This window comes from Pandoraea sp. (assembly GCF_041919235.1).
Lineage (GTDB): Bacteria > Pseudomonadota > Gammaproteobacteria > Burkholderiales > Burkholderiaceae > Pandoraea.
Genome location: NZ_JAYRUC010000017.1, coordinates 98229 through 123017, shown reverse-complemented (window position 1 = coordinate 123017; position 24789 = coordinate 98229). Strand labels below are relative to the sequence as shown.

Annotated in this window: 23 protein-coding genes; 11 read left to right on the top strand and 12 right to left on the bottom strand. The window is 65.7% G+C overall.

The annotated features are described in order from the left end of the window. Positions 1 to 2 precede the first annotated feature (2 nt). The 3 genes from cobT to ACE3UG_RS15090 are packed head-to-tail and all read left to right on the top strand — an operon-like array spanning position 3 to position 2550. Positions 3 to 1094 carry a nicotinate-nucleotide--dimethylbenzimidazole phosphoribosyltransferase gene (gene cobT / locus ACE3UG_RS15100; protein WP_374625230.1) on the top strand — a complete coding sequence of 364 codons (1092 nt, stop codon included), beginning with the start codon at positions 3 to 5 and terminating at the stop codon, positions 1092 to 1094. After that, positions 1091 to 1960 carry an adenosylcobinamide-GDP ribazoletransferase gene (locus ACE3UG_RS15095; protein WP_374625228.1) on the top strand — a complete coding sequence of 290 codons (870 nt, stop codon included), beginning with the start codon at positions 1091 to 1093 and terminating at the stop codon, positions 1958 to 1960. Before cobT ends, ACE3UG_RS15095 begins: the two co-directional genes overlap by 4 nt. Beyond that, entirely contained in the window at positions 1951 to 2550 is a 600-nt protein-coding gene (locus tag ACE3UG_RS15090; RefSeq protein ID WP_374625226.1) for a histidine phosphatase family protein, read from the top strand. Before ACE3UG_RS15095 ends, ACE3UG_RS15090 begins: the two co-directional genes overlap by 10 nt. Positions 2551 to 2620: 70 nt before the next feature. On the opposite strand, the gene ACE3UG_RS15085 is transcribed toward ACE3UG_RS15090, so the two are convergent. After that, a complete protein-coding gene (locus tag ACE3UG_RS15085) occupies positions 2621 to 3580 on the bottom strand; it encodes a cobalamin-binding protein (RefSeq protein WP_374625265.1) in 960 nt (319 codons plus the stop codon). A gap of 291 nt (positions 3581 to 3871) precedes the next feature. On the opposite strand from ACE3UG_RS15085, the gene ACE3UG_RS15080 reads away from it, so the two are divergent. Next, entirely contained in the window at positions 3872 to 4036 is a 165-nt protein-coding gene (locus ACE3UG_RS15080) for a hypothetical protein (RefSeq protein ID WP_374625224.1), read from the top strand. Between the two features lie 205 nt (positions 4037 to 4241). Here the strand turns inward: ACE3UG_RS15080 and ACE3UG_RS15075 are convergent, their stop codons facing one another. The 4 genes from ACE3UG_RS15075 to cobU form a co-directional block, all read right to left on the bottom strand. Beyond that, positions 4242 to 4466, bottom strand: a complete 225-nt coding sequence (locus ACE3UG_RS15075) for a hypothetical protein (protein ID WP_374625222.1) — start codon at positions 4464 to 4466, stop codon at positions 4242 to 4244. Between the two features lie 221 nt (positions 4467 to 4687). Beyond that, positions 4688 to 5779, bottom strand: a complete 1092-nt coding sequence (gene cobD / locus ACE3UG_RS15070) for a threonine-phosphate decarboxylase CobD (RefSeq protein ID WP_374625220.1) — start codon at positions 5777 to 5779, stop codon at positions 4688 to 4690. Continuing rightward, positions 5776 to 6756 carry an adenosylcobinamide-phosphate synthase CbiB gene (gene cbiB / locus ACE3UG_RS15065; RefSeq protein WP_374625218.1) on the bottom strand — a complete coding sequence of 327 codons (981 nt, stop codon included), beginning with the start codon at positions 6754 to 6756 and terminating at the stop codon, positions 5776 to 5778. The genes cobD and cbiB overlap by 4 nt, the downstream gene beginning before the upstream one ends. A 6-nt stretch (positions 6757 to 6762) precedes the next feature. Then, positions 6763 to 7314, bottom strand: coding sequence for a bifunctional adenosylcobinamide kinase/adenosylcobinamide-phosphate guanylyltransferase (gene cobU, locus ACE3UG_RS15060; RefSeq protein ID WP_374625216.1), 552 nt, complete (start codon positions 7312 to 7314; stop codon positions 6763 to 6765). 40 nt (positions 7315 to 7354) lie between these two features. Here cobU and ACE3UG_RS15055 point away from each other — a divergent pair, with 40 nt between their 5' ends. Both ACE3UG_RS15055 and ACE3UG_RS15050 read left to right on the top strand, forming a co-directional pair. Next, positions 7355 to 8863 (top strand): cobyric acid synthase, encoded by a 1509-nt coding sequence (locus tag ACE3UG_RS15055; protein WP_374625214.1) that lies wholly within the window; start codon positions 7355 to 7357, stop codon positions 8861 to 8863. Positions 8864 to 8945: 82 nt separating this feature from the next. Next, positions 8946 to 9569 carry an AAA family ATPase gene (locus ACE3UG_RS15050; protein ID WP_374625212.1) on the top strand — a complete coding sequence of 208 codons (624 nt, stop codon included), beginning with the start codon at positions 8946 to 8948 and terminating at the stop codon, positions 9567 to 9569. Positions 9570 to 9682: 113 nt separating this feature from the next. Here ACE3UG_RS15050 and panD read toward each other — a convergent pair whose 3' ends face one another. The 4 genes from panD to ACE3UG_RS15030 all read right to left on the bottom strand — a co-directional run bounded on the left by panD (position 9683) and on the right by ACE3UG_RS15030 (position 12585). Further along, complete coding sequence (gene panD, locus ACE3UG_RS15045) at positions 9683 to 10105, bottom strand: aspartate 1-decarboxylase (protein WP_374625210.1); 423 nt, start codon at positions 10103 to 10105, stop codon at positions 9683 to 9685. 129 nt (positions 10106 to 10234) lie between these two features. Next, positions 10235 to 11071, bottom strand: coding sequence for a pantoate--beta-alanine ligase (gene panC / locus ACE3UG_RS15040; protein ID WP_374625208.1), 837 nt, complete (start codon positions 11069 to 11071; stop codon positions 10235 to 10237). Positions 11072 to 11247: 176 nt separating this feature from the next. Next, entirely contained in the window at positions 11248 to 12138 is an 891-nt protein-coding gene (locus ACE3UG_RS15035; protein ID WP_374625263.1) for a ScpA family protein, read from the bottom strand. Between the two features lie 264 nt (positions 12139 to 12402). Continuing rightward, a complete protein-coding gene (locus tag ACE3UG_RS15030) occupies positions 12403 to 12585 on the bottom strand; it encodes a DUF3460 family protein (protein WP_374625206.1) in 183 nt (60 codons plus the stop codon). Positions 12586 to 12975: 390 nt separating this feature from the next. Here ACE3UG_RS15030 and ACE3UG_RS15025 point away from each other — a divergent pair, with 390 nt between their 5' ends. From ACE3UG_RS15025 to bamE, 3 genes are all read left to right on the top strand, one after another. After that, on the top strand, positions 12976 to 14667 hold the full coding sequence (locus ACE3UG_RS15025; RefSeq protein ID WP_374625261.1) for an autotransporter assembly complex family protein: 1692 nt from the start codon (positions 12976 to 12978) through the stop codon (positions 14665 to 14667). Then, positions 14667 to 18902 (top strand): translocation/assembly module TamB domain-containing protein, encoded by a 4236-nt coding sequence (locus ACE3UG_RS15020; RefSeq protein ID WP_374625204.1) that lies wholly within the window; start codon positions 14667 to 14669, stop codon positions 18900 to 18902. The genes ACE3UG_RS15025 and ACE3UG_RS15020 overlap by 1 nt, the downstream gene beginning before the upstream one ends. A 151-nt stretch (positions 18903 to 19053) precedes the next feature. Continuing rightward, positions 19054 to 19590: an outer membrane protein assembly factor BamE gene (bamE, locus tag ACE3UG_RS15015; protein WP_374625259.1), complete on the top strand. Its 537-nt coding sequence runs from the start codon at positions 19054 to 19056 to the stop codon at positions 19588 to 19590. Positions 19591 to 19656: 66 nt separating this feature from the next. Here the strand turns inward: bamE and ACE3UG_RS15010 are convergent, their stop codons facing one another. Continuing rightward, the gene (locus ACE3UG_RS15010; RefSeq protein WP_374625202.1) at positions 19657 to 19938 is read right to left on the bottom strand and encodes a DUF6356 family protein; all 282 of its coding nucleotides are present in this window, start codon (positions 19936 to 19938) and stop codon (positions 19657 to 19659) included. A gap of 117 nt (positions 19939 to 20055) precedes the next feature. On the opposite strand from ACE3UG_RS15010, the gene ACE3UG_RS15005 reads away from it, so the two are divergent. Then, positions 20056 to 20517 carry an Lrp/AsnC family transcriptional regulator gene (locus tag ACE3UG_RS15005; RefSeq protein ID WP_374625200.1) on the top strand — a complete coding sequence of 154 codons (462 nt, stop codon included), beginning with the start codon at positions 20056 to 20058 and terminating at the stop codon, positions 20515 to 20517. Positions 20518 to 20610: 93 nt separating this feature from the next. Further along, complete coding sequence (locus ACE3UG_RS15000) at positions 20611 to 21339, top strand: class I SAM-dependent methyltransferase (RefSeq protein WP_374625198.1); 729 nt, start codon at positions 20611 to 20613, stop codon at positions 21337 to 21339. Positions 21340 to 21476: 137 nt separating this feature from the next. Here ACE3UG_RS15000 and metG read toward each other — a convergent pair whose 3' ends face one another. Both metG and ACE3UG_RS14990 read right to left on the bottom strand, forming a co-directional pair. Further along, a complete protein-coding gene (gene metG, locus ACE3UG_RS14995; protein WP_374625196.1) occupies positions 21477 to 23594 on the bottom strand; it encodes a methionine--tRNA ligase in 2118 nt (705 codons plus the stop codon). A gap of 463 nt (positions 23595 to 24057) precedes the next feature. Then, a complete protein-coding gene (locus tag ACE3UG_RS14990; protein WP_374625194.1) occupies positions 24058 to 24699 on the bottom strand; it encodes an OmpA family protein in 642 nt (213 codons plus the stop codon). Positions 24700 to 24789: the final 90 nt, after the last annotated feature.

The following is a 24789-nucleotide window of genomic DNA, read 5'->3' as shown; positions in this document are numbered from 1 at the left end:
GAATGACCGCATTCAGCCCGTTGCTTGCCGACCTGTTCGACATTGCCGCCCCTTCCTCGGCGATGGACGCCGCGTTGCAGCACGCCATCGATATCAAGACGAAGCCGCCTGGCAGCCTCGGCGCGCTCGAGCGCGTTGCGCACCAGATCGGCCGGATTCAGCAGAGCGCGACGCCCGATCTCGCGCGCCCGGCGATGCTGGTGTTCGCGGGCGATCACGGCATCGTCTGCGCCGGCGTGAGCCCGTATCCGCAGGCCGTCACGGCGCAGATGGTGCATAACTTCCTTCGCGGCGGCGCGGCCATCAATGTTTTCTGTCGCACCCACGGTATCGAACTGAGTGTGGTGAACGCGGGTGTCGCGGCCGATTTTCCGTCGCATGCGTCGCTCGTCGACATTCCCGTGGCGCGCGGTACGCAGAACTTCCTCGACGCGCCCGCCATGACGCATGAGCAGCTCGAGACCGCGCTGGCGGCCGGGGCGGCGCGTGTTGTCGCTCACGCCTCGCGCGGCACGCGCATGATCGGCTTTGGCGAGATGGGCATCGGCAACACGTCGTCGGCCGCCTGCCTCATGCAGCGCCTGACCGGCCTGCCGCTGGCCGCGTGCGTCGGGCGCGGCACCGGGGTCGACGACGCAGGTCTCGCGCACAAGACCGCGACCCTCGAACGGGCGTTGGCGGCCCATCCCGTCTCGGCCGAGCGGCGAGGCGGGCCTGATCCGCTGGAGACACTCGCCACCTTTGGCGGTTTCGAGATCGCGATGATGACGGGCGCCTATTTGGCGGCCGCGAAGCTGGGGCTCGTCATTGTCGTCGACGGCTTCATCAGCACGTCGGCGCTGCTGGTCGCCGCACGCGTCTCGCCGTCGGTGCTCGACTACTGCGTCTTCGCCCATGCCTCGGATGAAACCGGCCATCGCGCAATGCTCGACGTCCTCGGCGCGACGCCGCTGCTGCAACTGGGGCTGCGGCTCGGTGAGGGCACGGGCGCAGCGCTGGCCATGCCGCTCATTCAAGCAGCCGCCGCGTTTCTGCGCGAGATGGCGACGTTCGAAGGGGCTGGCGTGAGCGAGCGGGAAGCGGAAAGCCAATGACAGGCGCGTCCCCCGATCCCGTTCGCGAGGCCGACGGGCCATCGCGCGAGCCCGTGACGCAGGCGCGTCCGACAACGGCAGAGGCCAGCGCGGTGTCGTTCGGGGGCGTCAAGGGACAGTTGCGGCTATTCCTGAGCGCGCTCGGGTTTCTCACGCGCGTCCCAATTCCGCAATGGGTCGGATACTCGCCAGAGCAATTGAGCGCCGCGACGCGTTATTTTCCGCTCGTCGGCGTGTTCGTCGGCGCCTTCGTCGCGTTGCTGACGGTGGTCATGGGCCTGCTGTGGTCGGCGCATCTCGCGATCGCCCTGGGACTGGGCGTCAGCGTGCTGCTCACCGGCGCTTTTCACGAAGACGGGCTCGCCGACTCGGTCGATGCGTTCGGCGGCGCGTTCTCACGTGAGCGTGTGCTCGAGATCATGCACGACTCGCGCATCGGCACCTACGGTGCGGTGGGCTTGTGGCTCGCGCTTGCCGTCAAGTGGCAGGCGCTCGTCGACATTCAGGCGGCAACGGGGTGGGGGGGCTTCGCCGTCGTGCTGATCGGCGCGCATGCCGCCAGCCGCAGCATGGCGATCAGTCTGCTGCGCACGCTTGTCTACGTTCGCCCGGAGGGCAAGGCCAAGCCGGTCGCGCAACGTCTGAGCGCGAGCGCTCTGGTGTTCGGCGTGGCCTGCAGCGCGCCATGGTGGGTGTGGCCGGACTGGCGTGCGGGCGTGACGGGGGCTGTGGTGCTGATCGTGTTGCGCGCGGGTTTCATCCGATACCTTCGCCGACGGCTCGGTGGCTACACCGGCGACACGCTGGGCTTCGCACAACAACTCGGCGAACTCGCGCTGTACCTCACGGTGTGCGCATGGATCTGATATTGATGCGGCATCCGCCGCCCGATGTCACGGCGAATCTTTGCTATGGCCGGACCGACTTGCCGCTCGATGCGGCGCGTTTCGAGGGAGCCGTAGCGGCGATGCAGACCGCACTCGCGAGGTGTCTCGACGGCCGCATCCCGGCGGCGATTCACAGCAGCCCTTTGCAGCGTGCGCGCCGCGCTGCCGATGCCTTGGCGTTGTCGTTCGGCTTGCCGGTGACGGAGGATGCACGTCTTGCCGAGATGGATTTCGGCGCTTGGGAGATGCGGCCGTGGGAGAGCCTCGCGCGTCGCGAACTCGATGCCTGGGCACGCGATGTGACCGGATTCGCGCCCCCGGGCGGCGAGTCCGCGCGCGAGATCGTGTTGCGCATGGCGGCGTGGGCGAGCGGGGTGCGTGGCGCGCACGGCGCGGCGAGCGGCGTGCATGTGGCCGTCACGCACGCCGGGCCGATCCGTCTGCACACGGCGACTGCGCTGCGCATGCCGACCACGGCGTGTCTGACGTGGTCGCTCGACTTCGGCGCCCTGTGCCATCTTCACGTGGCCGACGACGGCCACGCGCGCCTGATTCGATGGAACGCGTAAGCCGTGCCGTCCTTGTACCGTTGGTCCTTACACCCGGCGCCCTTACACCGTTGCGCGGGCTGATGCCGCCTTACGGCGCGGCGGGTCGGCGACGTGCGCGTGCGATGTCGAGGTCTTCGCACATCGTGCGCGCGCCATCGAGAATGCGAGGGCCGGGCCGGTTGATGAGGTCGCCGTCGATGCCGAACAGGTTGTTGTGGGCGACGGCCGGCAATTGCGGCCACTTGCGCCACTGATCGAGCGTGGCGAGCGGCTTGTCCGACTTCGTTGCGCCCGAGGTGGCCGCAAACATGGCTTCGGGCTGTTTGGCCAGCACGGCTTCCACGGACACGCGCGGCACGAGCGGCGTTTCGTCGGCGAAGACGTTGACCCCGCCGCACAGCCGGATCACGTCACTCACCATGTGGGTCCCGTTCAGTGTCATGAGCGGCTGAGTCCACACCTGATAGAAGACCGGTACCGGCGAGCGCGACGCGTATTGCTTGCGCAACGCTTCGTAACGCGCGCGGAATGCCTGCGCCGACGCTTGCGCCTTGGCAGGCGTTCCGGTCAACGTGCCCAGGGTCTCGATGGCTGCCGGCAGATCCGTCAGATGCTTCGGCTCGGAATAGAACACCGGCAACTTCAACTGCCGCAACGCTTCGACCTGACGCTGCGAGTTGCCGTGCATCCACACGACCAGCAGGTCGGGTTTGAGCGAGAGAATGCGTTCGAGATCGAGCGCGCTGTTGTCGCCCACGCGCGGCAGATGACGCGCCGCTTCAGGGTAGTCGGAATAGGCCACCACGCCGACGACCTTGTCGCCCGCGCCCGCGGCAAACAATAACTCCGTCGCGTGCGGCGCGAGACTCACTATGCGTTGCGCTGGGGCAGGGAGCGTGACCGTGGCGCCGGTGTCGTCCCTGACCGAGATGGCGGCGTGGGCAATGAGGGGGGCAAAGCCTGCGGCGAGCAACGCGAGCGCGGCACCGCGAACACGGCGGAAACGGCGGAAACGGCGGAAACGGCGGAAACGGCGGAAGCGACGCATGGCCGGGAGAGGGGGCAACACGGGGACAGGCGGCTCAGGTGTAGGCATGGGGTGGCACGGGTTGGCGGTGGCGGAACGTCGCGAAAACGGGGGAGCCCGTCGACCGACCTGCCATTTTCGGCGCGTTGCGGCGTCGCGACAAGGGCTCGGCGTGCGCGCCCCGGCGAACCGATGCCGCGCACGGGATGTCGAACCAAGCGTGACGCGATATGTCAGGATGCGTCGGGACATGGACAGCAAACAGGCCCGCGTTGTGCATGCGTGGCATACGGGATTCGAGGAGTGAAATTCGTGAAACGAAATATCGGAATGATGAGTGCGTTGGCGCTCGCCCTGGTGACGATGCTCAGCGCATGCGCCGCGCCGGACCGTCGTGTCGATTCGACCGCAGGCGGCGCGACGAGCAAGGTGCAAGTCTACGGCGTGGTCGATGGTGGCGTGACGGTGGTGAAATGACGTTGAGAGTCGCGGCAATCGCGCGGTAAATGGCACCACGAAACGAACGCGCCCCTGACTCAGGAGAGTTCAGGGGGCGTGCTCGCGCACGCCTTGTGGGTGCGCTACTCAAGCGTAACTGCGGTACTCCGATGAACAGCGCGCTCGACTACGGAGCGCAGTGCGCGGCGGCTTGGCCGTGCCTGTTCAACCGGGAGTTGTCGCGTCAGTTCGAGGCGGGTGCCGGGGCAGCAGCGCCTGCGTCCGACGCCGGGGCGCTCATGGCACCGCCTGCATCGCTGGCCGGTGCGGCGTTGTCCGCCGCGGCTGCCGGCGCCGATGCCGACATGTCGGCGGCCGGTGCGGCCGATTGGTCTTCCTTCTTGGAGCAACCGACCGTTACGACGGCGGCGGTCAGGAGGGTAGCGAGCAACAGCGGCAGTTTTTTCATTTGGTCGTCCTTTTATCGGGGGAAAGCCCTTGCTAAAGAACCTTCAGTCTAACGGCGCTCTTCGGCGATGACTGTGTGCATTTGTTGCAGAAATGCTTCAATTTGTAACGGGAACGACCCAGCCCCACGTCGCTCGATACGCGTTCAACACGATGCCGAGACCGCTTTGCAGGCACGATGGAAGATGGGACGCCGCCAGACGTCGACAGTTCCCGAAAACCTCAGTCGGGGCGCAACCCCGCCAATGCCGACTGCAATCGCCGCCACTCGTCCTCGGTCGATGGCAGGCCGAGCCGCAGACTCGGCAAGGCATGCGTCTCGGCGTTTGTCAGCACGACGGGACGCACATCGAAGAGGCGCGTCCAGATACCTTGGCTCGCCAATTGGGCGTGCCACTGCGGCGCCAACGCATGCGGTGTCCAGGCGAAGAGCGGTGTGCCGACCGCAGGCCAGCCCTGCGTTCGCAACAGCGTGAGAAGCCGCTCGCCATCCCGTAACAAACGCTCGCGGCTTGCCGCTTGCCACGCGGTGTCGCGCAGGGCAGTTCGGACAGCGAACCTTGCCGGGCCGCTGACGGTCCACGCACCCAGGTGCTCGGCGAGCCGCACCGCCCACCCCTCGGGACACAGGGCGAAGCCCGCGCGAATACCCGCCAGCCCGAAGAACTTGCCCACGGAGCGCAGCACGACGAGGCCATCCTCGCCAACGTGAGGCGTCATCGAGGTGTGCGCCGAGACATCTGCGAACGCCTCGTCGACGATCAGCATGCCGCCGCGCCCGGACAGCACGCCTCGCCATCGAGAGAGCGTTTCGCGCGCGATGCATCGCGCTGTCGGGTTGTCGGGATTCACCCATACGAGATAGTCGACGTCGGGCAACCCGGCTTCGGGCCCCAGCCACGGAACGAGCGTGTGCCCGGCTTGGGCAAAGGCCGGTGCGTACTCGCTGTAGGTGAGCGAGGCGATGGCGACGCGTCCGGGCGGCAGGCGTGTGGGCAACGATCGGATGACGGCCTGCGATCCCGCGCACGGCACCACGGTTCGGACCGGCACGCCGTAGTAGCGGGCCGCGATGTCGGGCAAATCGTCGAAGGCGTCGGGCAAGTCGCGCCAGACGCTCGCGGGGGGCGTCGGCACGGGATAGCCGTTCGGATTGATGCCTGTGGACAGGTCGAGCCAATCCTCGCGCGGGCGTCGATATTGCAGAATGGCTTCGCCGAGATTGCCGCCATGGCGGGGGAAGGGGACTGACGCTGGTGACGACGAGACCGTGCAGGGCGACGTGCGCGACGCCGATGTTGCCAGCTCGCTCACGGCATTCCCGCCGGCAGGGTGTCTGCCTGCGCCGCAGCGAAGAGTGCCAGCGCACCACTCACGATCAGCCACATCCACATCGAGCGCGAGATAAGCCGCCACGCGGCCGCGATATGCTGTGCCGAAGGCGTCATGCCGCAGCCGAGCGCCGGGCGCGCCTCCCACTCGCCGTGATAGCGTGCCGGTCCGCCTAACTGGACGCCAAGGCTGCCTGCCCCGGCGGCCATCACCGGCCCGGCGTTCGGGCTCGACCATGCGCTGGCTTGCGTGCGCCAGCATTCGATGGCGCGGGCCACGTCGCCGAAGATCGCATAGCTCGCCGCCGTCAGTCGTGCGGGAATCCAGTTGAGGATGTCGTCGATGCGGGCGGCGGGCCGGCCGAAATACAGAAACTTGTCGGTGCGATAGCCCCACATGGCGTCGAGTGTGTTCGCAAGCCGGAACAGCACGACGCCGGGCGCCCCCGCGATGGCGAACCAGAACAGCGCGCCGAAGATCGCGTCGTTGCCGTTCTCCAGCGTCGACTCCACTGCCGCTCGGGCGAGATCCGACGCACTCGCGTCTTCGGTGTCGCGCGAAACGATGCGCGCGGTCAGCGCGCGCGCCTGCGCCAGATCGCCGTCGCGCAGTGCGTGGGCGATGGGCATCACATGCTCGCGCAGGCTGCGTGCACCCAGGGCCGCATACAACGCGAGGGCCTGCCAGACGATGCCGCCCCAGCCGGGCAGGAACGTGAGTGCCCAGGCGATGAGCACGGGCAGCACCAGCATGATCGCCCAGGCCGCTGTGCCGCGCACCATGGCGCCTAGGGGCTTGTTGCGGACCTCGGGATCGTTGAGCCAGGCTTCGACGCCGTTGGCGATATAACCGAAGCCGACCAGCGGATGCCACCGGCGCGGCTCGCCGAGCCAGGCGTCGAGCAGTATGCCGATCAAGGCGGCGAGCCAGAGCGATTCGGGGGCGATTCCGGTGAGCATTGGCGATTATCCCTTGACGGCCATTGGCAGGCCGGCGACGACAAAACGCACTTTCGGGGCCAGCGCTGCGACACGCTGGTTCAGACGTCCGAGTTCATCGACATAGCGCCGCGTGAGCGTGCCCATCGGGATCACGCCGAGTCCGATTTCATTGCTGACGATGACGATCCGCCCCGGCAGCGATGCCAATGTCAGGGCCAGCGATTCGACGGCGTCATTCCACTGCGTGCCGCTGGCGCATCCCTCGGGATGATTGTCGGGCGGGCAGAGCCAACCGGCCAGCCAAAGCGGCAGACAGTCGACCAGCACGCAATGGCCGTCGCGGGCGACTTCGCGCAACGCCCCTGTCAGGTCGCGGCCGACCTCGAGGGTCTGCCAGTGCGCCGGACGGCTTGCGCGGTGATGGGTGATGCGAGCGCGCATCTCGGGCTCGTCGCTCAGCGCAGCGGTGGCAACGTAGGTGACTGGCAGGCCGCTTTCTCCGGCGAGACGTTCAGCGAACGCACTCTTGCCGGAGCGCGCACCACCCAGCACGAAAGTCAGGTCGAGGGCACTCATGAGCGATATTGTACGAGCGCCCGATGCGATAATTCGCGCCATGAGTGAAATCACTGTCAATTTTGGCGCGTCGCCGCCGGCTTGCCGGGGCACGCTGATGATCCAGGGCACGTCCTCCGACGCGGGCAAGAGCACCGTGGTCGCCGGGCTGTGCCGCCTGCTTTACCGGCGCGGCGTGCGCGTGGCGCCGTTCAAGCCGCAGAACATGGCGCTCAACAGCGCCGTGACGGCCGACGGCGGCGAGATCGGGCGCGCCCAGGCGTTGCAGGCGCAGGCGGCCGGCGTCGCGCCGCACACCGATTTCAATCCCGTATTGCTCAAGCCAAGCAGCGACCGTGGCGCGCAGGTCATCATCGGCGGCAAGGTCATGGCCGATCTCGACGCGCGCGCGTACCACGCGTACAAGCCGCGCGCGATGACCGCCGTGCTGGCCGCTTACGCGCGTTTGCGTGACGGGTACGAGGCGGTGCTCGTCGAAGGGGCGGGCAGCCCGGCGGAGGTGAATCTTCGCGCGCGCGACATTGCGAACATGGGCTTTGCCGAGGCCGTCGATGCGCCGGTGCTGCTCGTCGCCGACATCGACCGGGGGGGCGTGTTCGCGCAACTGCTCGGTACGCTGGCGTGTCTGTCGGACAGCGAGCGCGGGCGTATCAAGGGCTTCATCATCAACCGGTTTCGTGGCGATCCGTCGCTGCTGACCGGTGGCCTCGAATGGCTGGAGGGGCGCACGGGCATTCCGGTGCTGGGTGTGCTGCCTTATCTTCACGGCCTGCATTTGGACGGCGAAGACATGTTGCCCGGCGATCGCCACGCAGCCGCCAGCGGCGAGACGCGCTTGCGCGTGGCGGTGCCTGCCTTGCCACGCATTAGCAATCACACCGATTTCGACGCCTTGCGTGCCCACCCGCAGATCGACTTTCGCTACGTCGGCGCAGGCGAGGTGTGGCCCGCGGGCGATCTCGTGATTTTGCCCGGCAGCAAGCATGTGCGCGGGGATCTGGCGTGGCTGCGGGCGCAAGGTTGGGACGCGGCCATTGCCCGGCATCTGCGCTACGGCGGCAAGGTGCTCGGCATCTGCGGCGGCCTGCAAATGCTCGGGGCCGCGATTCACGACCCGCTCGGACTTGAAGGTGAGGCCGGGACCACCCCGGGCCTCGGCTGGCTCGACATCGAGACCACGATGCAGACGCACAAGCAGCTCCGTGTCGTGACGGGGCGTCTGAGCGCCGGCGATGCCCCGGTGAGCGGCTACGAGATTCACATGGGCGTGACGCGCGGGGCGGCGCTCGAATGCCCGGCCGTCTGGCTGGAAGACGACGGCGCGGAACGGGCCGACGGCGCGCGCTCGGCCGACGATCAGGTCATGGGCACGTATCTGCATGGTCTGTTCGATACGCCCCAGGCCTTGCACGCGATGCTCACATGGGCCGGCGCGCGCGATCTCCAGGCGCAGGACTACAACGCGTTGCGCGAGGCGTCGCTCGACCGGCTGGCGGATTCGCTGGCCGCGCATCTGGACCTGCCGCGTGTGTGGGCGTGCCTACGCTGACGCCGGAGCGCAAGTGCGCTGTCCCGGGGGTGCCATTCAACCGTTGTAAGATGGGCGGCAAATGGACCTCGGGGAGTCTGCAATGCCGGTGATCGTGGTGGCGAATCCAAAGGGGGGCGTGGGCAAGAGCACGCTGGCAACGAATCTGGCGGGATATCTGGCTGCCCAGGGCCACGCCGTGATGCTGGGCGACACCGATCGGCAGCAGTCGTCGCGGGCCTGGCTGGGCTTGCGTCCGCCTGCGCTGCGCTCGATCGGCACCTGGGAAGTCGATCACACCGACGTCGCCCGTCCCCCCAAGGGCACCACGCACGCGGTGCTCGATACGCCGGCCGGCCTTCATGGCAAGCGGCTCGATTCGATCCTCAAACTCGCCGATCACGTGCTTGTGCCGTTGCAGCCGTCGATTTTCGACATTCTCGCCACGCGCGATTTTCTGCAGAAGCTGGGCGAAGAGCGGGCGGTGCGTCAGGGCGATGTGCGTATCGGCGTAGTGGGCATGCGGGTCGATGCCCGCACCCGCGCCGCCGATCAGCTCGCACGCTACTGCGATGAGGCGGGCCTGCCGGTGCTCGGCATGCTGCGCAACACACAGAACTACGTGCAACTCGCCGCGCATGGGCTCACGTTGTGGGATGTGGCGCCGGGACGCGTCGAACGCGATCTGCCGCAGTGGGCGGGCATTACGGCGTTCGTTGCCAAGTGATGCAGGAGTGATTGCCGGTACCGTCAGCCGTCGCGTCGATGCACAGAAGGGGCCCACGGGCCCCTTCGTCATTGCTACCGAACGCTGCCGACTTGGCTACCCGCGTGGGTGCCTTACTTAGCCGCCTGCGCGGCCTCGAAGGCCCGCGTTTCTTCCCAGGCTTGCAGCGGCACGTGATCGCGCTCGCCCTTCTGCACGTTCTTTTCGTCGACGAACACGAGCTTGGGCTTGAAACCGGCCAGCACGTCCTTTTCCTCGACTTGCGCGTACGACACGATGATGACGATGTCGCCCAGTTGCGCGCGCCGCGCGGCAGCGCCATTGAGCGAGATCATGCCGCTGCCGCGCTCGCCGCGAATGGCGTAAGTGGTGAAACGCTCGCCGTTGTTGACGTTGAAGATGTCGATTTGCTCATTTTCGACAAGGCCCGAGGCTTCGAGCAGGTTCTCGTCGATCGCGCACGAGCCTTCGTAATGCAATTCACAATGCGTTACGGTGGCGCGGTGGATCTTCGACTTGAGCATGGTGCGGTACATAGCGTGCCTCTAGTGTTGCGGTGTCGCGCACGCTGCGCGACGAAAGATGCGCGCGCAACCGACACGCGCGCGGCTTGCGCCGGGAGCCCGCGGCACCGGTCGTTCCACCGGATGCGGCGCGCCCGGCGCTCAGATTTCGAGATTGTCGATCAGACGCGTCGCGCCGAGCTTGGCTGCCGCGAGCACCAACAGACTCTCAGCCGGCGCAGCGCCGGGTGCCGGCGCACGCAGGTTCGCGCGCTGGCGAATCGCCACGTAATCGGGCTTCCAGCCGCGCTCGGTCAGTGTCTGCATGGCCGCCGCTTCGAGCGCTGCATAGTCGGTCTCACCGCGATTCACGCTGTCGCGAACCTGGCCCAGCAGTCGATAGAGCTGCGGCGCCTCGGCGCGCTCGGTGTCCGACAGATAGCGGTTGCGCGAGGACAGCGCGAGGCCGTCGTCGGCCCGCACCGTCTCGGCGGCAATGATCTCGATGGGCAGTGCAAACTGACGGCACATGCTGCGCACGATCATCAGTTGCTGGTAGTCCTTCTTGCCGAACACGGCCACGCGCGGCTGTACGCAGGAGAAAAGCTTGGTGACGACTGTGCACACGCCCTTGAAGAAGCCCGGGCGAAACTCGCCTTCGAGGATGTCGCCCAGATCGTGCGGCGGCTCGACGCGGTATTCCTGTGGCTCCGGATACATTTCCTTTTCGTCCGGCGAGAACAGCACGTAGACATTCTCACGCGTGAGCTTATCGACATCGTCGGCCATCGTGCGCGGATATTTGTCGAAGTCTTCGTTCGGCCCGAATTGCAGCCGGTTCACGAAGATGCTGGCAACGACCGGGTCGCCGTGCTGGCGCGCCAGCCGCATGAGCGACAGATGCCCTTCATGCAGATTGCCCATCGTGGGCACGAAGGCGACGCGATTCTGTCCACGCAGTTGGTCGCGCAGTTCGTGAATCGAGGGAATGACTTTCATTGAGGTTCCGTGCGTGGCGTACGTGTGTATTACGTCCGGGAGCGGCGCGTGCCTCGACTGGCAACGGCGTGGCCGCCAAAAAAACGTCCGGGCGATTGTAGAGGAAATCTCAATGGGCGTGCGCAAAACCGCGCTCGCGTGGCGGACTCCCTCAGCCCCGAGGTTCCCCTGGACGCTCAGTTGGGGGAATAGGTCAGGCGGACATAGATCGGCGCAAACGGCTCGGCCTGGGTGATCTCCAGCAGCGACTCGCGCGAGAGTTCGAGCATGGCGATGAAGTTGACCACGACGACCGGCACGCCACGCGTGACGTCGAACAGATCGGTGAACTCCATGAAGCGTGCGCCTTGCAAGCGTCGCAGAATCTGGCTCATGTGCTCGCGCACGGACAACTCTTCGCGCGAGATCTTGTGATGTTGCACGAGCTTGGCCCGGCGCAGCACTTCGGCCCACGCCGCGCGCAGGTCTTCGGCGTCGACATCGGGAAAGCGCGGCTGAAGGCTTTGCTCAATGTAGACCTGCGAGCGCAGGAAATCGCGACCGAGCACCGGCAGCGTATCGAGCTTCTGCGCGGCAAGCTTCATTTGCTCGTACTCGAGCAGACGGCGCACGAGTTCGGCGCGCGGGTCCTCGGCTTCTTCGCCGGTGTCGGCCTTCTTGACCGGCAGCAGCATGCGCGACTTGATCTCGATGAGCATCGCGGCCATGAGCAGATACTCCGACGCGAGTTCGAGATTGGTTCTGCGGATCTGGTCGACGTAGAGCAGGTATTGCTTGGTCACCTGCGCCATCGGAATGTCGAGCACGTTGAAGTTCTGCTTGCGAATCAGATACAGCAACAAGTCGAGCGGCCCCTCGAAGGCTTCGAGAAAGATCTCGAGCGCGTCCGGCGGAATGTAGAGATCGTTCGGCAGCGCAAAGAGCGGCTCGCCGTACAAGCGCGCACGCGCCACGCCGTCGACCGTGTCGGGGGTGGAGTCGTGCCCGTCGGGCGGCGCAGGCAGCTCCGCCGCCAGGCGACCGGCCGGATGCAACGCGGACGTCAACGTCTGCGCCGCTTCATCGATCTCACCAACGTCTGAGGCCACCACGCCCGTAGGGACAGTGGCCGCGGCAGATTCGCCAGCGGCCGCCGCTTCATCGGGGCGCCGGGTCGCTGCCTCGGATGCGTCGGATGCGTCGAACGCCTCGGCTAGCGCGTCGCTGCGCCTGTCGTCCGGTGTCGCATCGACGTGCGCAGGCACCGGCGCGACCTCAGGGGTCGGCTCGGGTGCGTGCGACGGGTCGTCGGGCGTACTCGGATTCAATGCAGCGCTCGGCCGGGCGGCGGCTTACTCGCCCAGATAGACGTACGGCTGCTGGGCCACGCGCGACTGCTGGGCGCGGCGGCGCTCTTCCATATCGATCGGCTGCTTGTCCCACAACAGGGCGCGGCCCTGACGCTGCTCCGCTTCCAGCGTCGGCTTCTCGGTCTTCATTTGCTTGATGAATTGGGTGATGTCGGACTCGTACATGGTCGAATGCTTGAAAAATAGGCAAAAGCGACGCCATCGAGATGGCGCCAATCGTCGCCGATTCTACCGCAAACCCATCTCGGTTCACCGATTCGGCTGTTTTGGGGCAAGTGGGTGAACAGGGGGTGGGGATATGGTCAAATATCACCCCTATACACGTCGCACATTGAATCGGTATGCGATGCTTGCAGGCAGGGTGCCAGCGGGCACCCTCCACCGCACGCCGGACGACCGGCGGCAACATTGAAGAATTGAAGGAAGGTTTTGACCGTCTTACAGATCAAATCCGGTGACGACGTTCGCCCTTGCGTCGGCGGGCGTCCATTGCGTACCCTCCCGGCCACGTCGGCGACACTGGCGGCATTGGCGGTATTGGCGTTTGGCCTGTCGATGCCGGGCGCGGCGCGCGCCGATTATCGCGTTCGTGTGGACGCGCCCAACGGCTTGGCCAAGCTCCTGAAGGACAACCTCGATCTCGTGCGCTACGCCGAGCGCGACGACATTGGCGACGCGCAGTTCGAGCACCTCATTGCGACCGTGGGGGAGCAGGTGCAGGAACTCACGTCGACGCAGGGCTACTTCTCGCCCGTCACCCATGTGGACGTGGCCACCATCAACGGCAAGCGCGACGTTCATGTCGCGGTGGCGTCGGGTCCGCGCACGCATATCAGGAACGTCGATCTGACTTTCACCGGCGCGGTGGCCGAGCAAGACCCCCGGCGCGTCGAGCAGTTGCGCAACGCGTGGGAATTGCCGGTCGACGCGCCGTTTCGTCAGGCCGACTGGGACAAGGCGAAGACCGACACGTTGTTTCAACTGGGGCAGAAGCGCTATCACGCGGCGAAAATGACCTTCTCGCGCGCCGTGATCGATGCCGACAGCAATGCCGCCTCGCTCGCCGCGACCTACGAGAGCGGTCCGCCGTTCACGCTGGGACCGCTCGTGATCTCCGGTACACGGCGCTATCCGGCGCAGATCATCCGCAACGTCAATCCGTTGTCGGAGGGCGAGCCCTTCGACGCCGATCGCTTGCAGGAACTGCAGCGTCAGATTCAGGCCACGCCGTATTTCTCCAACGTCATCATCTCGGTGACGGAGGACCCGGCGAAGGCCGAGAATGCCCCGGTCGAAGTCAAGGTCCGCGAATTCCCAACGCAGCGGGTGCAGAGCGGGGTGGGCTATACGACCGATACCGGTGCGAGCGTCAACGGCCGCTATTCGTACTACAACCTGTTTGGCCGAGCGTGGACATTCGATACGCAGGCGCGTCTGGAGCAGTATCGGCAGGGCGGTTACGCCCAGATTGCAATGCCGCCCGACGCGCGCGCGTACACCAACAGCCTGCGCGGATCGTTTGAACGCACGTATCTGAACGGCCTCGATCAGCGTTCGACCCAGATCGGTATCAAGCGCTCGCGCTCGCGAGAGCGCTACGACTGGGCCTACACGCTCGACTTCTATCGCACGGATGAACGTCCCGACGGCGGCCAGCCTTTCGTCAACAAGGCGCTGGTGCCCGCATTTTCGTGGAATCGCCGCGACGTGGACGATCTGATTTTTCCGCGCCGGGGCAACATCGTCAACACGCAGATCGGCTTCGCGGCGAAGCCTGTCCTCACCGATCAGAGTTTTGCGCGTCTCTATGGCCGTATCCGGCAGTACTTTCCGGTCGGACAGCGCGACATCGTGATTGCGCGCCTGGAGCTTGGCGCCGTGCTCACGAACGGCAGCAGTAACCGGATTCCGTCGTCGCTGCTGTTCTTCGCGGGCGGCACGTCGTCGATTCGCGGGTACACATACCAGAGCATCGGCCGTCAGCAGAACGGCACGACGTTCCCGACGAAATACCTCGGCACGGCAAGCCTCGAATATCAGCATTGGGTCACGCGCGACTGGGGCGGGGCGGTATTCTGGGACGTCGGCACGGCCACGGACGACTATCGGCATCCGACGCCGCTGTATCACGGCGTGGGCGTCGGGGTGCGTTGGCGCAGCCCGGTCGGGCCGGTGAATCTCGACCTCGGTTATGGCGTACACAATCGGCAGTTCCGTCCGGCCATTTCGCTGGGGGTAGCGTTCTGATGAAGACGATAGCCCTCGAAACGGCCGTGTCGCCCGCATCGACTGCCGCGCCATTTGACGCAGCGGCGCACGGTGCGGCGAATGTGGCACCCAATGCGGCCTCCAATGCGGCGACCAATGCGGCCGCCAGCGATGCGCGCGATGCTGGACGCGAGCCAACGCTGGTGCGACCCGGTGCCGGCGGCTCAGTCGGCGGCTCGGTCGGCGGCGGCGCGAATCCGCCGCCCGGCGAAATACCACCGCCACCGCCACCGCCGCCACCACCACCTGCGCGCCGCTGGCGATGGGGACGCTCATTGGCGGGCATCGTGCTCACGATGCTGCTCATCGTCGCGCTGGCGCTCGGCGCGTTGCTCTGGGCGATGTCGAGCGAGCGCGGCAGCCGCTGGCTGTGGCAGACGGCGGTCTCCACGCTTGGCGGCAAGCTTTCGGGCGAATGGCGCAGCGGCACCCTCGCGCATGGCTTCACCGTGAATGACGTGCGCTATCTCGACGGCGCGACGCGCATCGTCGTGAGCCACCTCGAAGGCCGTTGGAACCTGCGATTGCGCCCGCTGCACTTCACCGTCGACAAGCTGCACGCGGGCGACGTCGCGCTGGCGTTCGCACCGTCGCCGCCGTCGACTACGCCGACGACCCTGCCGGCGAGCCTGCGTCTGCCGCTTGGCCTGACGCTGAACGACGTTCGCGTTGCGAAGCTCACGCTGGATTCCCCTGCGCTGGTGTTGGACGACATTCGCGTCTCCGCGCGCAGCGACGGAGCGCAACACACGATTCAAATCGAACACGTTGGCACCCCCTACGGCGAGGCACAGGCGAATTTGCAACTGAGCGGCCGGCGTCCGTTCGCGCTCGGCGGCAACGTCGGCGTGCAGGCGAAGGCGGGCGACATGCCGGTGGCCTTGCAGGCCAACCTTTCCGGCTCGCTCGATGCGCTCGTGGTCGATCTGAGCGCGAGCGGCGAGACGTTGAACGGAACGGCGCACATTGCGGCGTCGCCATTCAGCGCCGTGCCGCTCTCGCGCGCGCAGATCTCGCTCGATCACCTCAATCCCCACGATTTCTCGCCCAGCGCGCCGCGAGCCGACCTCTCGGTGCAAGCCGATTTGCGACCGCAGCCTGGGGCTCGGGAATTCCGCGTGCTCGGGCCGGTATCGGTCACGAACGCCAAGCCGGGGGCGATCGATGCCGGGGCGCTGCCCGTCGAGCGCCTTCGGACACAGGTGTTGCTCGACGCGACGCACCAGGCGCTGACCGATATCGAACTCAGGCTCTCAGGCGGCGCGGTGCTTGCCGGGAGTGGCGAGTTGCGTCGCGAGAAGAATGCCGAAGCGAGCGTCGGCGGCTTCGCGTTCACCCTGCGCGATCTCGATCTGCGTGCGTTGTACGGCAAGTTGCCCTCGACGCGACTGGGCGGGCCGCTCGATATCAAGCTCGACGCCGCAGGGCAACGCATCGTTCTCGACTGGCGCGACGCCACCCGTCGCATGCGCGCCGACGTTGCGCTCGACGCCAAGGGCACCACCCTCCATGCGTTGTCGCTCGATGCCGGCAACGGAAAAGCCGCAGCAACGGGCCGCTTCGAGAGCGGCGACACGGGCGCGTATCAGGCCCAGATCAAGCTCACCCACTTCGATCCCGCCGCATGGTACGACCTCTACGGTCCGCAAAAGCGGGGCGCAAAGATGCCTGTGGCGAGTGTCACGGGGCAACTCGACGCGCAGGGCGCGCTGCACCCGGAATTCGGACTCGCGCTCAAGTTCGCGTTGCAGGACAGCGTCTATGCCGACCTGCCGATGAGCGGGGTGGGCACCGTGAAGCTTGCGGGCATGCGTATGCTGCCGAGCGAGGCCAGCCTGCTCGTGGCGGGCAACAAGGTGCTGCTGCGCGGCAGTTTCGGTGCGCCGGGCGACAGAATGGCCGTGAATGTCGATGCGCCATCGCTCGACAAGCTCGGCTTCGGTCTCGCTGGCCGCCTGCAGCTCGACGGGCAAGTGTCGGGCACGATCGAGCGTCCGGCGGTGGTCGCAACGCTCGCGGCCGACAAGCTCGTGTTCGGCGCGCAGAAGCTCGAGCATCTGAGCGGCAAGGTCGACGTCAGCGGCGGTCTGCCGGGCGTGGCCGGTGACCGTTTGAACGTGACGCTCGACGGCCAGGGGTTCACCAGCGATATCGCGCGGCTCGACCGGCTCTCGCTGGCGCTGACGGGCACACGCGGCGCGCATACGTTGCATCTCAAGGCGGCGGGCAAGCTGCGCCAAGCGCCGCTCGACCTGAATCTCGATGCGGCCGGCGCCGTGACCAACGCGCGCGGCAAGCCCGGCTGGCGCGGCACGATTCAAACGCTCGAAAACCGGGGCGTGCCCAAGCTCGACCTCGCGAGCCCCTGGCAAGTCGAGGCGAGTGCCGATCGCGTGCACCTTGGCCCGGCCAAACTGGTGACCGGGGCCGGTGCGCTCTCGCTCGCGAACTTCGACTACGGCGACGGGCAACTGAAGACCGCCGGCACGATCGATACGCTCGACGTCGCACAGGTGCTGCGCATCGTGCAGTCGTTCACGGGCGAGTCGTCGCCGATGGCGAGCGACCTCGTGCTCGACGGCAAGTGGGACGTGCGCGCCGGCCAGCGCATGGACGGCTTCGTCGAAGTCGTGCGTCGCAGTGGCGATGTGACGCTGCGTCGCGGCGGCGTGAACGAGAGCGTGAATGTAACGGTCACCGGCATGCCCGCCTTGAGCATGGAAAAGGGCGGCGCCGCAGCGCGCATACCGCTGGGCATCTCGGCGCTGCGAACGCGCATCGACTTCTCGGGGCAGACGGCGCATGCCACGCTCACGGCCGTTTCGTCGCTGGTCGGCACGCTCGACGCCGACGTAAAAGCCGGCTTGCATGTGCAAGGCGGCATTCCCGAAGTGCCCGACAACGCCCCACTCGCCGGACGTGTGGCCGTCGCGATCCCGGATCTCTCGAAATTCGAGAATCTTGCCGGGGCGCAATATGCGTTCAAGGGGCGTGCGAACCTGCAAGTGACGCTGGCGGGCACGGTGGCGAAGCCACGGCCCACGGGCGAACTGACGGGCGACGATCTGTCATTGCAGATGTTCGATACGGGCGTGCGGGTCAAGGATGGGCGGGTGCGCATTGCGCTCACGCCGACCGAAATCGTGTTGCGCGACGTCACCGTGACGGGCGGCGGCGGTGGGACGGCGCGAGCGACCGGCAACATCCGGCTCGATACGCCCGAGCCGACGCTGGGCATCACGTTCGCGGCCGATCGGCTGCAATTGTTCGCGGCCCCCGACCGGCAGCTCTCGTTGAGCGGCGAAGCGAAGGCGACGGGCAGCGGCGACGCGATGGCCGTGACCGGCAAGTTCACCATCGACCGCGCGCGTTTCGCGCTACCCCCGACAAGCGCGCCGAAGCTCGGGGACGATGTCGTGGTCGTGCGCGGCGGTGCGCAGACTCGCACCAAACCGCCCGACGCAAAGGAGGAGGCTGCCCGGATCGGCGCGAAGCCGACCAGCCGCTTCTCTCCGCACATCAATGTGGTGGTCGATCTGGGGCGCGACTTCCGCTTTGTGGGGGGCGGCGCCGATCTGCTGTTGCGCGGCAGCATGCGTCTGCAAAGCGATCCGCTCACGCCGATGCGGGCGACCGGCACGATCACGGTGGCGGAGGGGACGTATGAAGCGTTTGACCGGAAGCTTGCGATCGAGCGCGGTCAGATCAACTTCGTGGGGCCGCTGGACAATCCCGACATCTACATTCAGGCGATGCGCCGCAATCAGGAAGTCGCGGCCGGGGTGTTGGTGACGGGCACGGTGCGCCAGCCGCGCGTCTCGCTCGTCTCCGAGCCGAACGTGTCGGACGAGGAGAAGCTCTCGTGGCTGATGTTCGGCCACGGCCCGGACGGCGCGGGGCTCGGGCAGCGTCAGGCCATGGCGGGAGCGGCCACGGCGCTGCTCGGCGCGACCGGCGGCAAACGCATCATCAAGGATCTCGGGATCGATGAGTTCAGCATCGGCACCAGCGATTCGGGTCTGTCCGACGACGAGCAGGTGGTGAAGGTGGGCAAGGCCATCTCGGACAACTTCGCGCTGGGATACGAGCAGAGCCTGACCAGCGCAGCGAGTATCGTGAAGGTGACGTGGCAGGTCTCGCGTCGTTGGCAACTGGTCTTGCGCACCGGGTCGCTGTCCGGCTTCGACGTGCTGTTCAACCGTCGCTTCGACTGACGTATGTGGGGTGCGACGCATGGGACGTGCGGATCGATGGGAAAAGGAAGAGGAAGAGGAAAAAGAAAAGGAGGCGTTACCGATGACAACGTCGCGTGGTTTCGTTCATTCGGCGCAGGGGCTGCGCCGAGGTCTTCGCTGGGGAGTCGCCATGGGATTGTTTGCGGGTCTGCTGGGCTTGTTCGGCTGCGATCAGCAGCAGATCGACAAGGCGCGTGAAAAGGCGCGAGATGCGTTTAACGCGATCAAACCGGACGATATGCTGCTGCGCAACCTCACGCCGGGGGTTACGACCGAGGCGCAGGTGCGCGAGCAGATGGGTAAGCCGGAGATCGTCTGGGAGAACGACGACGGCTCGCGGCGGCTGGAGTATCCGCGCGCGCCGGGCGGCCTGCGCACGTACATGGTCGACATCGCGCCCGATGGGAAGCTGAGCGGTGTCGTTCAGGCGCTCTCGGCGGAGAATTTCGCGCGGGTGCAGCCGGGCATGACACAGGACGATGTGCGGCGTTTGCTCGGCAAACCGACGACCGTTGCGCAATACGCGCTGAAGAAGGAAACGGTGTGGAGCTGGCGCTGGCTTGAAGACGGCGTCAACACGCCGGGCATGTTCAACGCGCACTTCGGCCCGGATGGCCGGGTGACGGTTACGTCGCGTTCAGCCGATCCGGCATCGGAGCGCCCCTGATCGGGCGTGCGGCGAGGGTCGACGGTCGACGGTCGACGGTCGATAGCGCGGCGGCGTGCTATCGCCTTACCGTGTCGCCCGTGATTGTTGGGAAGCCGCCTTCGCTTCCTGGGCGGTCTTGGCGACGTGCGTGGCGTGCGTGGCGTGCCGATGGCGGTTCATCACCATGCGCGCGTGCAGGCGCTCGATGATGCGGCTACCTGTCTTCTCGAACATGAACGGCAGCAGCGCGTGCACGAGACAAACCAGACATGCGCCCAGCAGGGACAGCGCGAAGGACAGCGCCGAGCCCATGTGCTGGAGGTAATTTTCGCCGACAGAGGTCGGGTGACGAGTGAATATTTTCATGATGCCCTCTGTTAATGGAATATTCATGAAGTTTACGTGTCACGCGGGGGTAAAGGCTTTCAAATTTCCTGCCGAATCGGGTAGGATTTGGAAAAATTTTTCTCCCAGGTGGCTGTCGTGGACAAGACCGATCTCGCAATTCTCGAAAATCTGCAAGCCGATGCCTCGCGCTCGTTGAGTGAGTTGGCCGAAGCGGTCCACCTGTCGCCAACGCCCTGTTGGCGGCGTGTGCAGCGTCTGCGTGAGGGCGGGGTCATCACGGGGCAGGTGACGCTGTGCGATCCTCAGCAGCTCGATTTGCGCGTCACGGCGTTCGTGTTCATCAAGGCGGCGACGCACAGCGAGGATTGGATGGTCCGCTTCGTCGCGGGCGCGCGGGAATTGCCTGAAATTGTGGAAATCCACCGAATGGCGGGCGAGATCGACTATCTGCTCAAGGTCTACCTGCCGGACATCGCTGCCTACGACCGTTTCTACAAAAAGCTCATCCGCGTGGCCGATCTGCAGGACATCAGCGCGAGCTTCTCGATGGAAACGGTGAAGTTCACCACCGCATTGCCGGTGGATCATTTGCGTTAGCCAGCGGCGACGTATCGGCCTGAAGAGTTTTCGACGGATTCGAGCGATGCCGCAGTTCGCGACCCCATCTACGCATTCGTTCGGAAACACCTTATGGCTCAGAACATCTACGACAATCCCGAGTTTTTCGCTGGCTATAGCCAGTTACCCCGGCAGGTACGCGGTCTGGACGGCGCGCCCGAGTGGCCCGCCATTCGATCGATGTTGCCCGATCTGCAAGGCAAGCGCGTGGTCGATCTCGGCTGCGGTTTCGGCTGGGCGTCGCGCTGGATGCGCCAGCAGGGGGCGGCGTCGGTACTCGGACTCGATCTGTCGCGGAACATGATCGAGCGCGCAAGGGCCGACACGTGCGATGCCGCCATCGAATACGGCATCGCCGATCTCGACACGCTCGATTTGCCGCGTGCGGCGTTCGATCTCGCCTACAGTGCGTTGACGTTCCACTATGTGCGCGACTTCGCGCGGCTGGTGCGCGTGATTCACGAGGGACTCGCCCCCGGCGGGCAGTTCGTCTTCACGATCGAACACCCGGTGTTCATGGCGGCGGCACATCCGCATTGGATCGGCGACGAAGACGGACGCAAGACGTGGCCGGTCAACGGTTATGCCGTCGAGGGCGAGCGGCGAACCGACTGGTTCGCCAAAGGCGTGTTGAAGTTTCATCGCACGCTCGGCACGACACTGAACACGCTCATCGATGCGGGCTTTCGCATTCGGAAGGTCGACGAGTTCGCGCCGACGCCCGAGCAGATTCGAGAAACGCCGTCGCTGGCGGAAGAGTGGGAGCGTCCGATGATGCTGATGGTGTCGGCTTCGCGATAAGTCGAGAGCGAAATGGGCAGCGCAAAGCAAAACACCCCAGGACCGGAAGTCATGTCCGGTGCCTGGGGTGTTTTGCTTGGGACGGGCGGGCGTTGTCGTGCAACGCGGCCCCCTTTTCCCAGTGTGACGTTTGCGCCTTACTTGACGCGCATGCCCGGCGTCGCGCCGTTGTGCGGCTCAAGGATATAGATGCCGGGTTCCGATTTCTCGTCGGCGGCGGAGGCGGCGAGCACCATGCCTTCGGACAGGCCGAACTTCATCTTGCGCGGCGCGAGGTTCGCGACCATCACCGTGAGCTTGCCCACGAGCGCCTCGGGCTGCGGATACGCGGACTTGATGCCGGAGAAGACGTTGCGCGTTTGCGCTTCGCCGACGTCCAGCGTGAGTTGCAGCAGCTTGTCCGACCCCTCGACCGCTTTGCAGTCGACGATGCGTGCAATGCGCAGATCGACCTTCGCGAAGTCGTCGATGGTGATGAGACCGTCGTCGGCGGGCTTTGCGGACGGCGCCGCTTTGTCGGCGGTCTTGGCCGACTTGGCGGACTTGTCACCACCCTTCGCGGCGGCCGCCTCGGCCGTCGGCGCAGTCGCCTGCAGCGAGTCGCGGTTGGCGGCGAGCAGCGCTTCGACCTGCTTGCCTTCGACCCGCGTCATCAGGTGCTTGTACGCCGTGATCGCTGCGTCGGCGGTGAGCGGACGGCTCACATCGTGCCAGGTTTGCGGCGCAATGTTCAGGAAGCGCTCCACGGCCTCGGCCGTCACGGGCAGCACCGGCTTGAGGTAAAGCGTGAGCAGACGGAATGCCTCAAGGCACACCGAGCACGCTTCGTGCAGCGCGCCAGCCTGCGCCGGATCTTTCGCCAGATCCCACGGCTTGACCGTGTCGACGTACCCGTTCACGGCGTCGGCTTGCTCCATCACCAGACGCAACGCCTTGCCGAACTCGCGGGCTTCGTAGTGCGCGGCGATCTGCGGGGCGGCGGCACGCACCTGATCGAGCAGCGGCGCCTGCATGGCATCCGGCGACACCCGAGCGTCGAACCGCTTGATGAGGAAGCCCGCTGCGCGGCTCGCGATATTCACATACTTGCCGACGAGGTCGCTGTTCACGCGTGCGATGAAGTCGTCGAGGTTCAGGTCGAGATCTTCCATCGTGTTGCCCAGCTTGGCGCCGATGTAATAGCGCAACCAGTCCGGATTGAGACCGGTGTCGATGAAGCTCTGCGCCGTGATGAACGTGCCGCGCGATTTCGACATTTTCTGGCCGTCGACCGTCAGGAAGCCGTGGGCGAACACGTTGGTCGGCGTGCGATGGTTCGAGAACTCGAGCATTGCGGGCCAGAACAGCGTGTGGAAATACAGGATGTCCTTGCCGATGAAGTGATACTGCTCGGTCGTCGTACCCGGCCTGACCCATTCATCGAAGTTCAGTCCGCGCTGTGCGCACAGGTTCTTGAAGCTGGCGTAGTAGCCTACCGGCGCGTCAAGCCACACGTAGAAATACTTGCCTGGGGCGCCCGGAATCTCGAATCCGAAGTACGGTGCGTCGCGCGAAATGTCCCAGTCGGCCAACGTGGATTCGCCGTCTTCGCCGAGCCATTCCTTCATCTTGTTGGCCGCTTCGGGTTGGGCAAGGCCAGCCACCCACTTGCGCAGGAACTGCTCGCAGCGCTTGTCCGAGAGCTTGAAGAAGTAATGCGTGGACGTCTTGCGCACCGGCGTGGCGCCCGAGACGACCGAGTACGGGTTGAGCAGATCGGTCGGTGCGTAGGTCGAGCCGCAGACTTCGCACGAATCGCCGTACTGGTCCTTGGCGCCGCATTTCGGGCATTCGCCCTTGATGAAGCGATCCGGCAGGAACATTTCCTTGACCGGGTCGTAGGCTTGTTCGATGTCGCGCGCCTCGATCAGACCCTGGTCCTTGAGGGCGAGATAAACGCTTTCCGAGAGTTCGCGGTTTTCCTCGGAATCCGTCGAATAGTAGTTATCGAACGAAATGCCGAAGCTGTCGAAGTCGCGCTTGTGCTCCTTCCAGACCCGCTCGATCAGTTGTTTGGGCGTGAGGCCTTCCTTTTCTGCGCGCAGCATGACCGGTGTGCCATGCGTGTCGTCTGCGCCCACGTAGTACACCTCATGGCCCTGCATCCGCATGAACCGTACCCAGATATCGGTCTGGATGTATTCGACCAAGTGGCCGATGTGAATCTGGCCATTGGCGTACGGCAGGGCGGAGGTGACAAGAATGCGGCGGGACATGAGGATCGACTGTGCTTTGAAGGAACCGGGAAAGAGCGATTCTAGCAGGCGGGCCGCGATGACGCCCAACCGGGCGGCCCCGGCGGCGAATCCCGTCGAGCCGGAGACGGCCGAGACCAGCGCTGCGGCGCTGCGGCGTTGTCACCGACGGCGGACCAAAAAAAAAGCCGGAACCAGGTTCCGGCATAACTAGGCACACGTAACGTCAATAACAAAGAGGAGATGAAAGCGCACACCACAGTGGGCACTTCCGAAGGGTCTGAGCGTGATCGCCGGGGTTTAGTTCAACCGATGTACCGATTTTCGATGCTGCGATGCAACATAAGCGCGGCGAAAATCAGTCTGGGCTGGGGCTGGGGCTGGGGCTGTGGTTGGATCTGCGGCATGCCCGGCGCGCCGGGCATGCGTTGAAGCGAACAGATCCGTGAAAGCGATCGCGCGACGATCCGTCGCGTGTCGCCGATTAGTTCGGGGCGTGCAGCAGGATTTCGACGCGGCGGTTCTGAGCGCGGCCTGCGGCGGTGGCGTCCGAGGCGACCGGCTGGCTCGACCCGACGCCCATGCCGCTCATGCGGTTCATCGCGACGCCCCGGCTGTTCAGATACTGAATGACGTTGGATGCCCGATTCTGCGAGAGGGGAATGTTGATGCGATCTCCCCCCGTGCTGTCGGTATGACCGACGATGTTGGCCGTGATACCGGGGTTTTGGTTGAGCGATGCCGCGACATCGTTGAGCACGGCGCGGAAGTTCGGTTTGATATCGGCGCGGCCGGTATCGAACGTCACGTCGCTCGGGACTGCAACCTTGAGCGATCCATCCGGTTGTTCCGAGATCGTGGTGCCGGTGCCTGCCGTGTGGCCACCCAGGGTGTTCTTGATGGCGCTCCAGTTGTACCCCGTCGCGCCGCCAGCGGCGGCACCCACGGCGGCACCGATCAGCGTGCCGGTGGTATTGCCCCCGATGAGGTTGCCCAGACCTGCCCCGACCGCTGCACCGACGCCGGTGCCGACCGCCGTGTTGGTGCCCTGCGGCGTCTGGCATCCGGCAAGCATGGCGGCAGCGGCCAGGACGAGCGCGGAAGCGCGCAGAGTGTTCTTATTCATTTGAGGCTCCTTATCGATTAGCTAGCAGTCATGAAACAACGCGTGAGCACTTCGTCGAAGCACGCGCGACTCGCAGGGGTTTTGAACCCG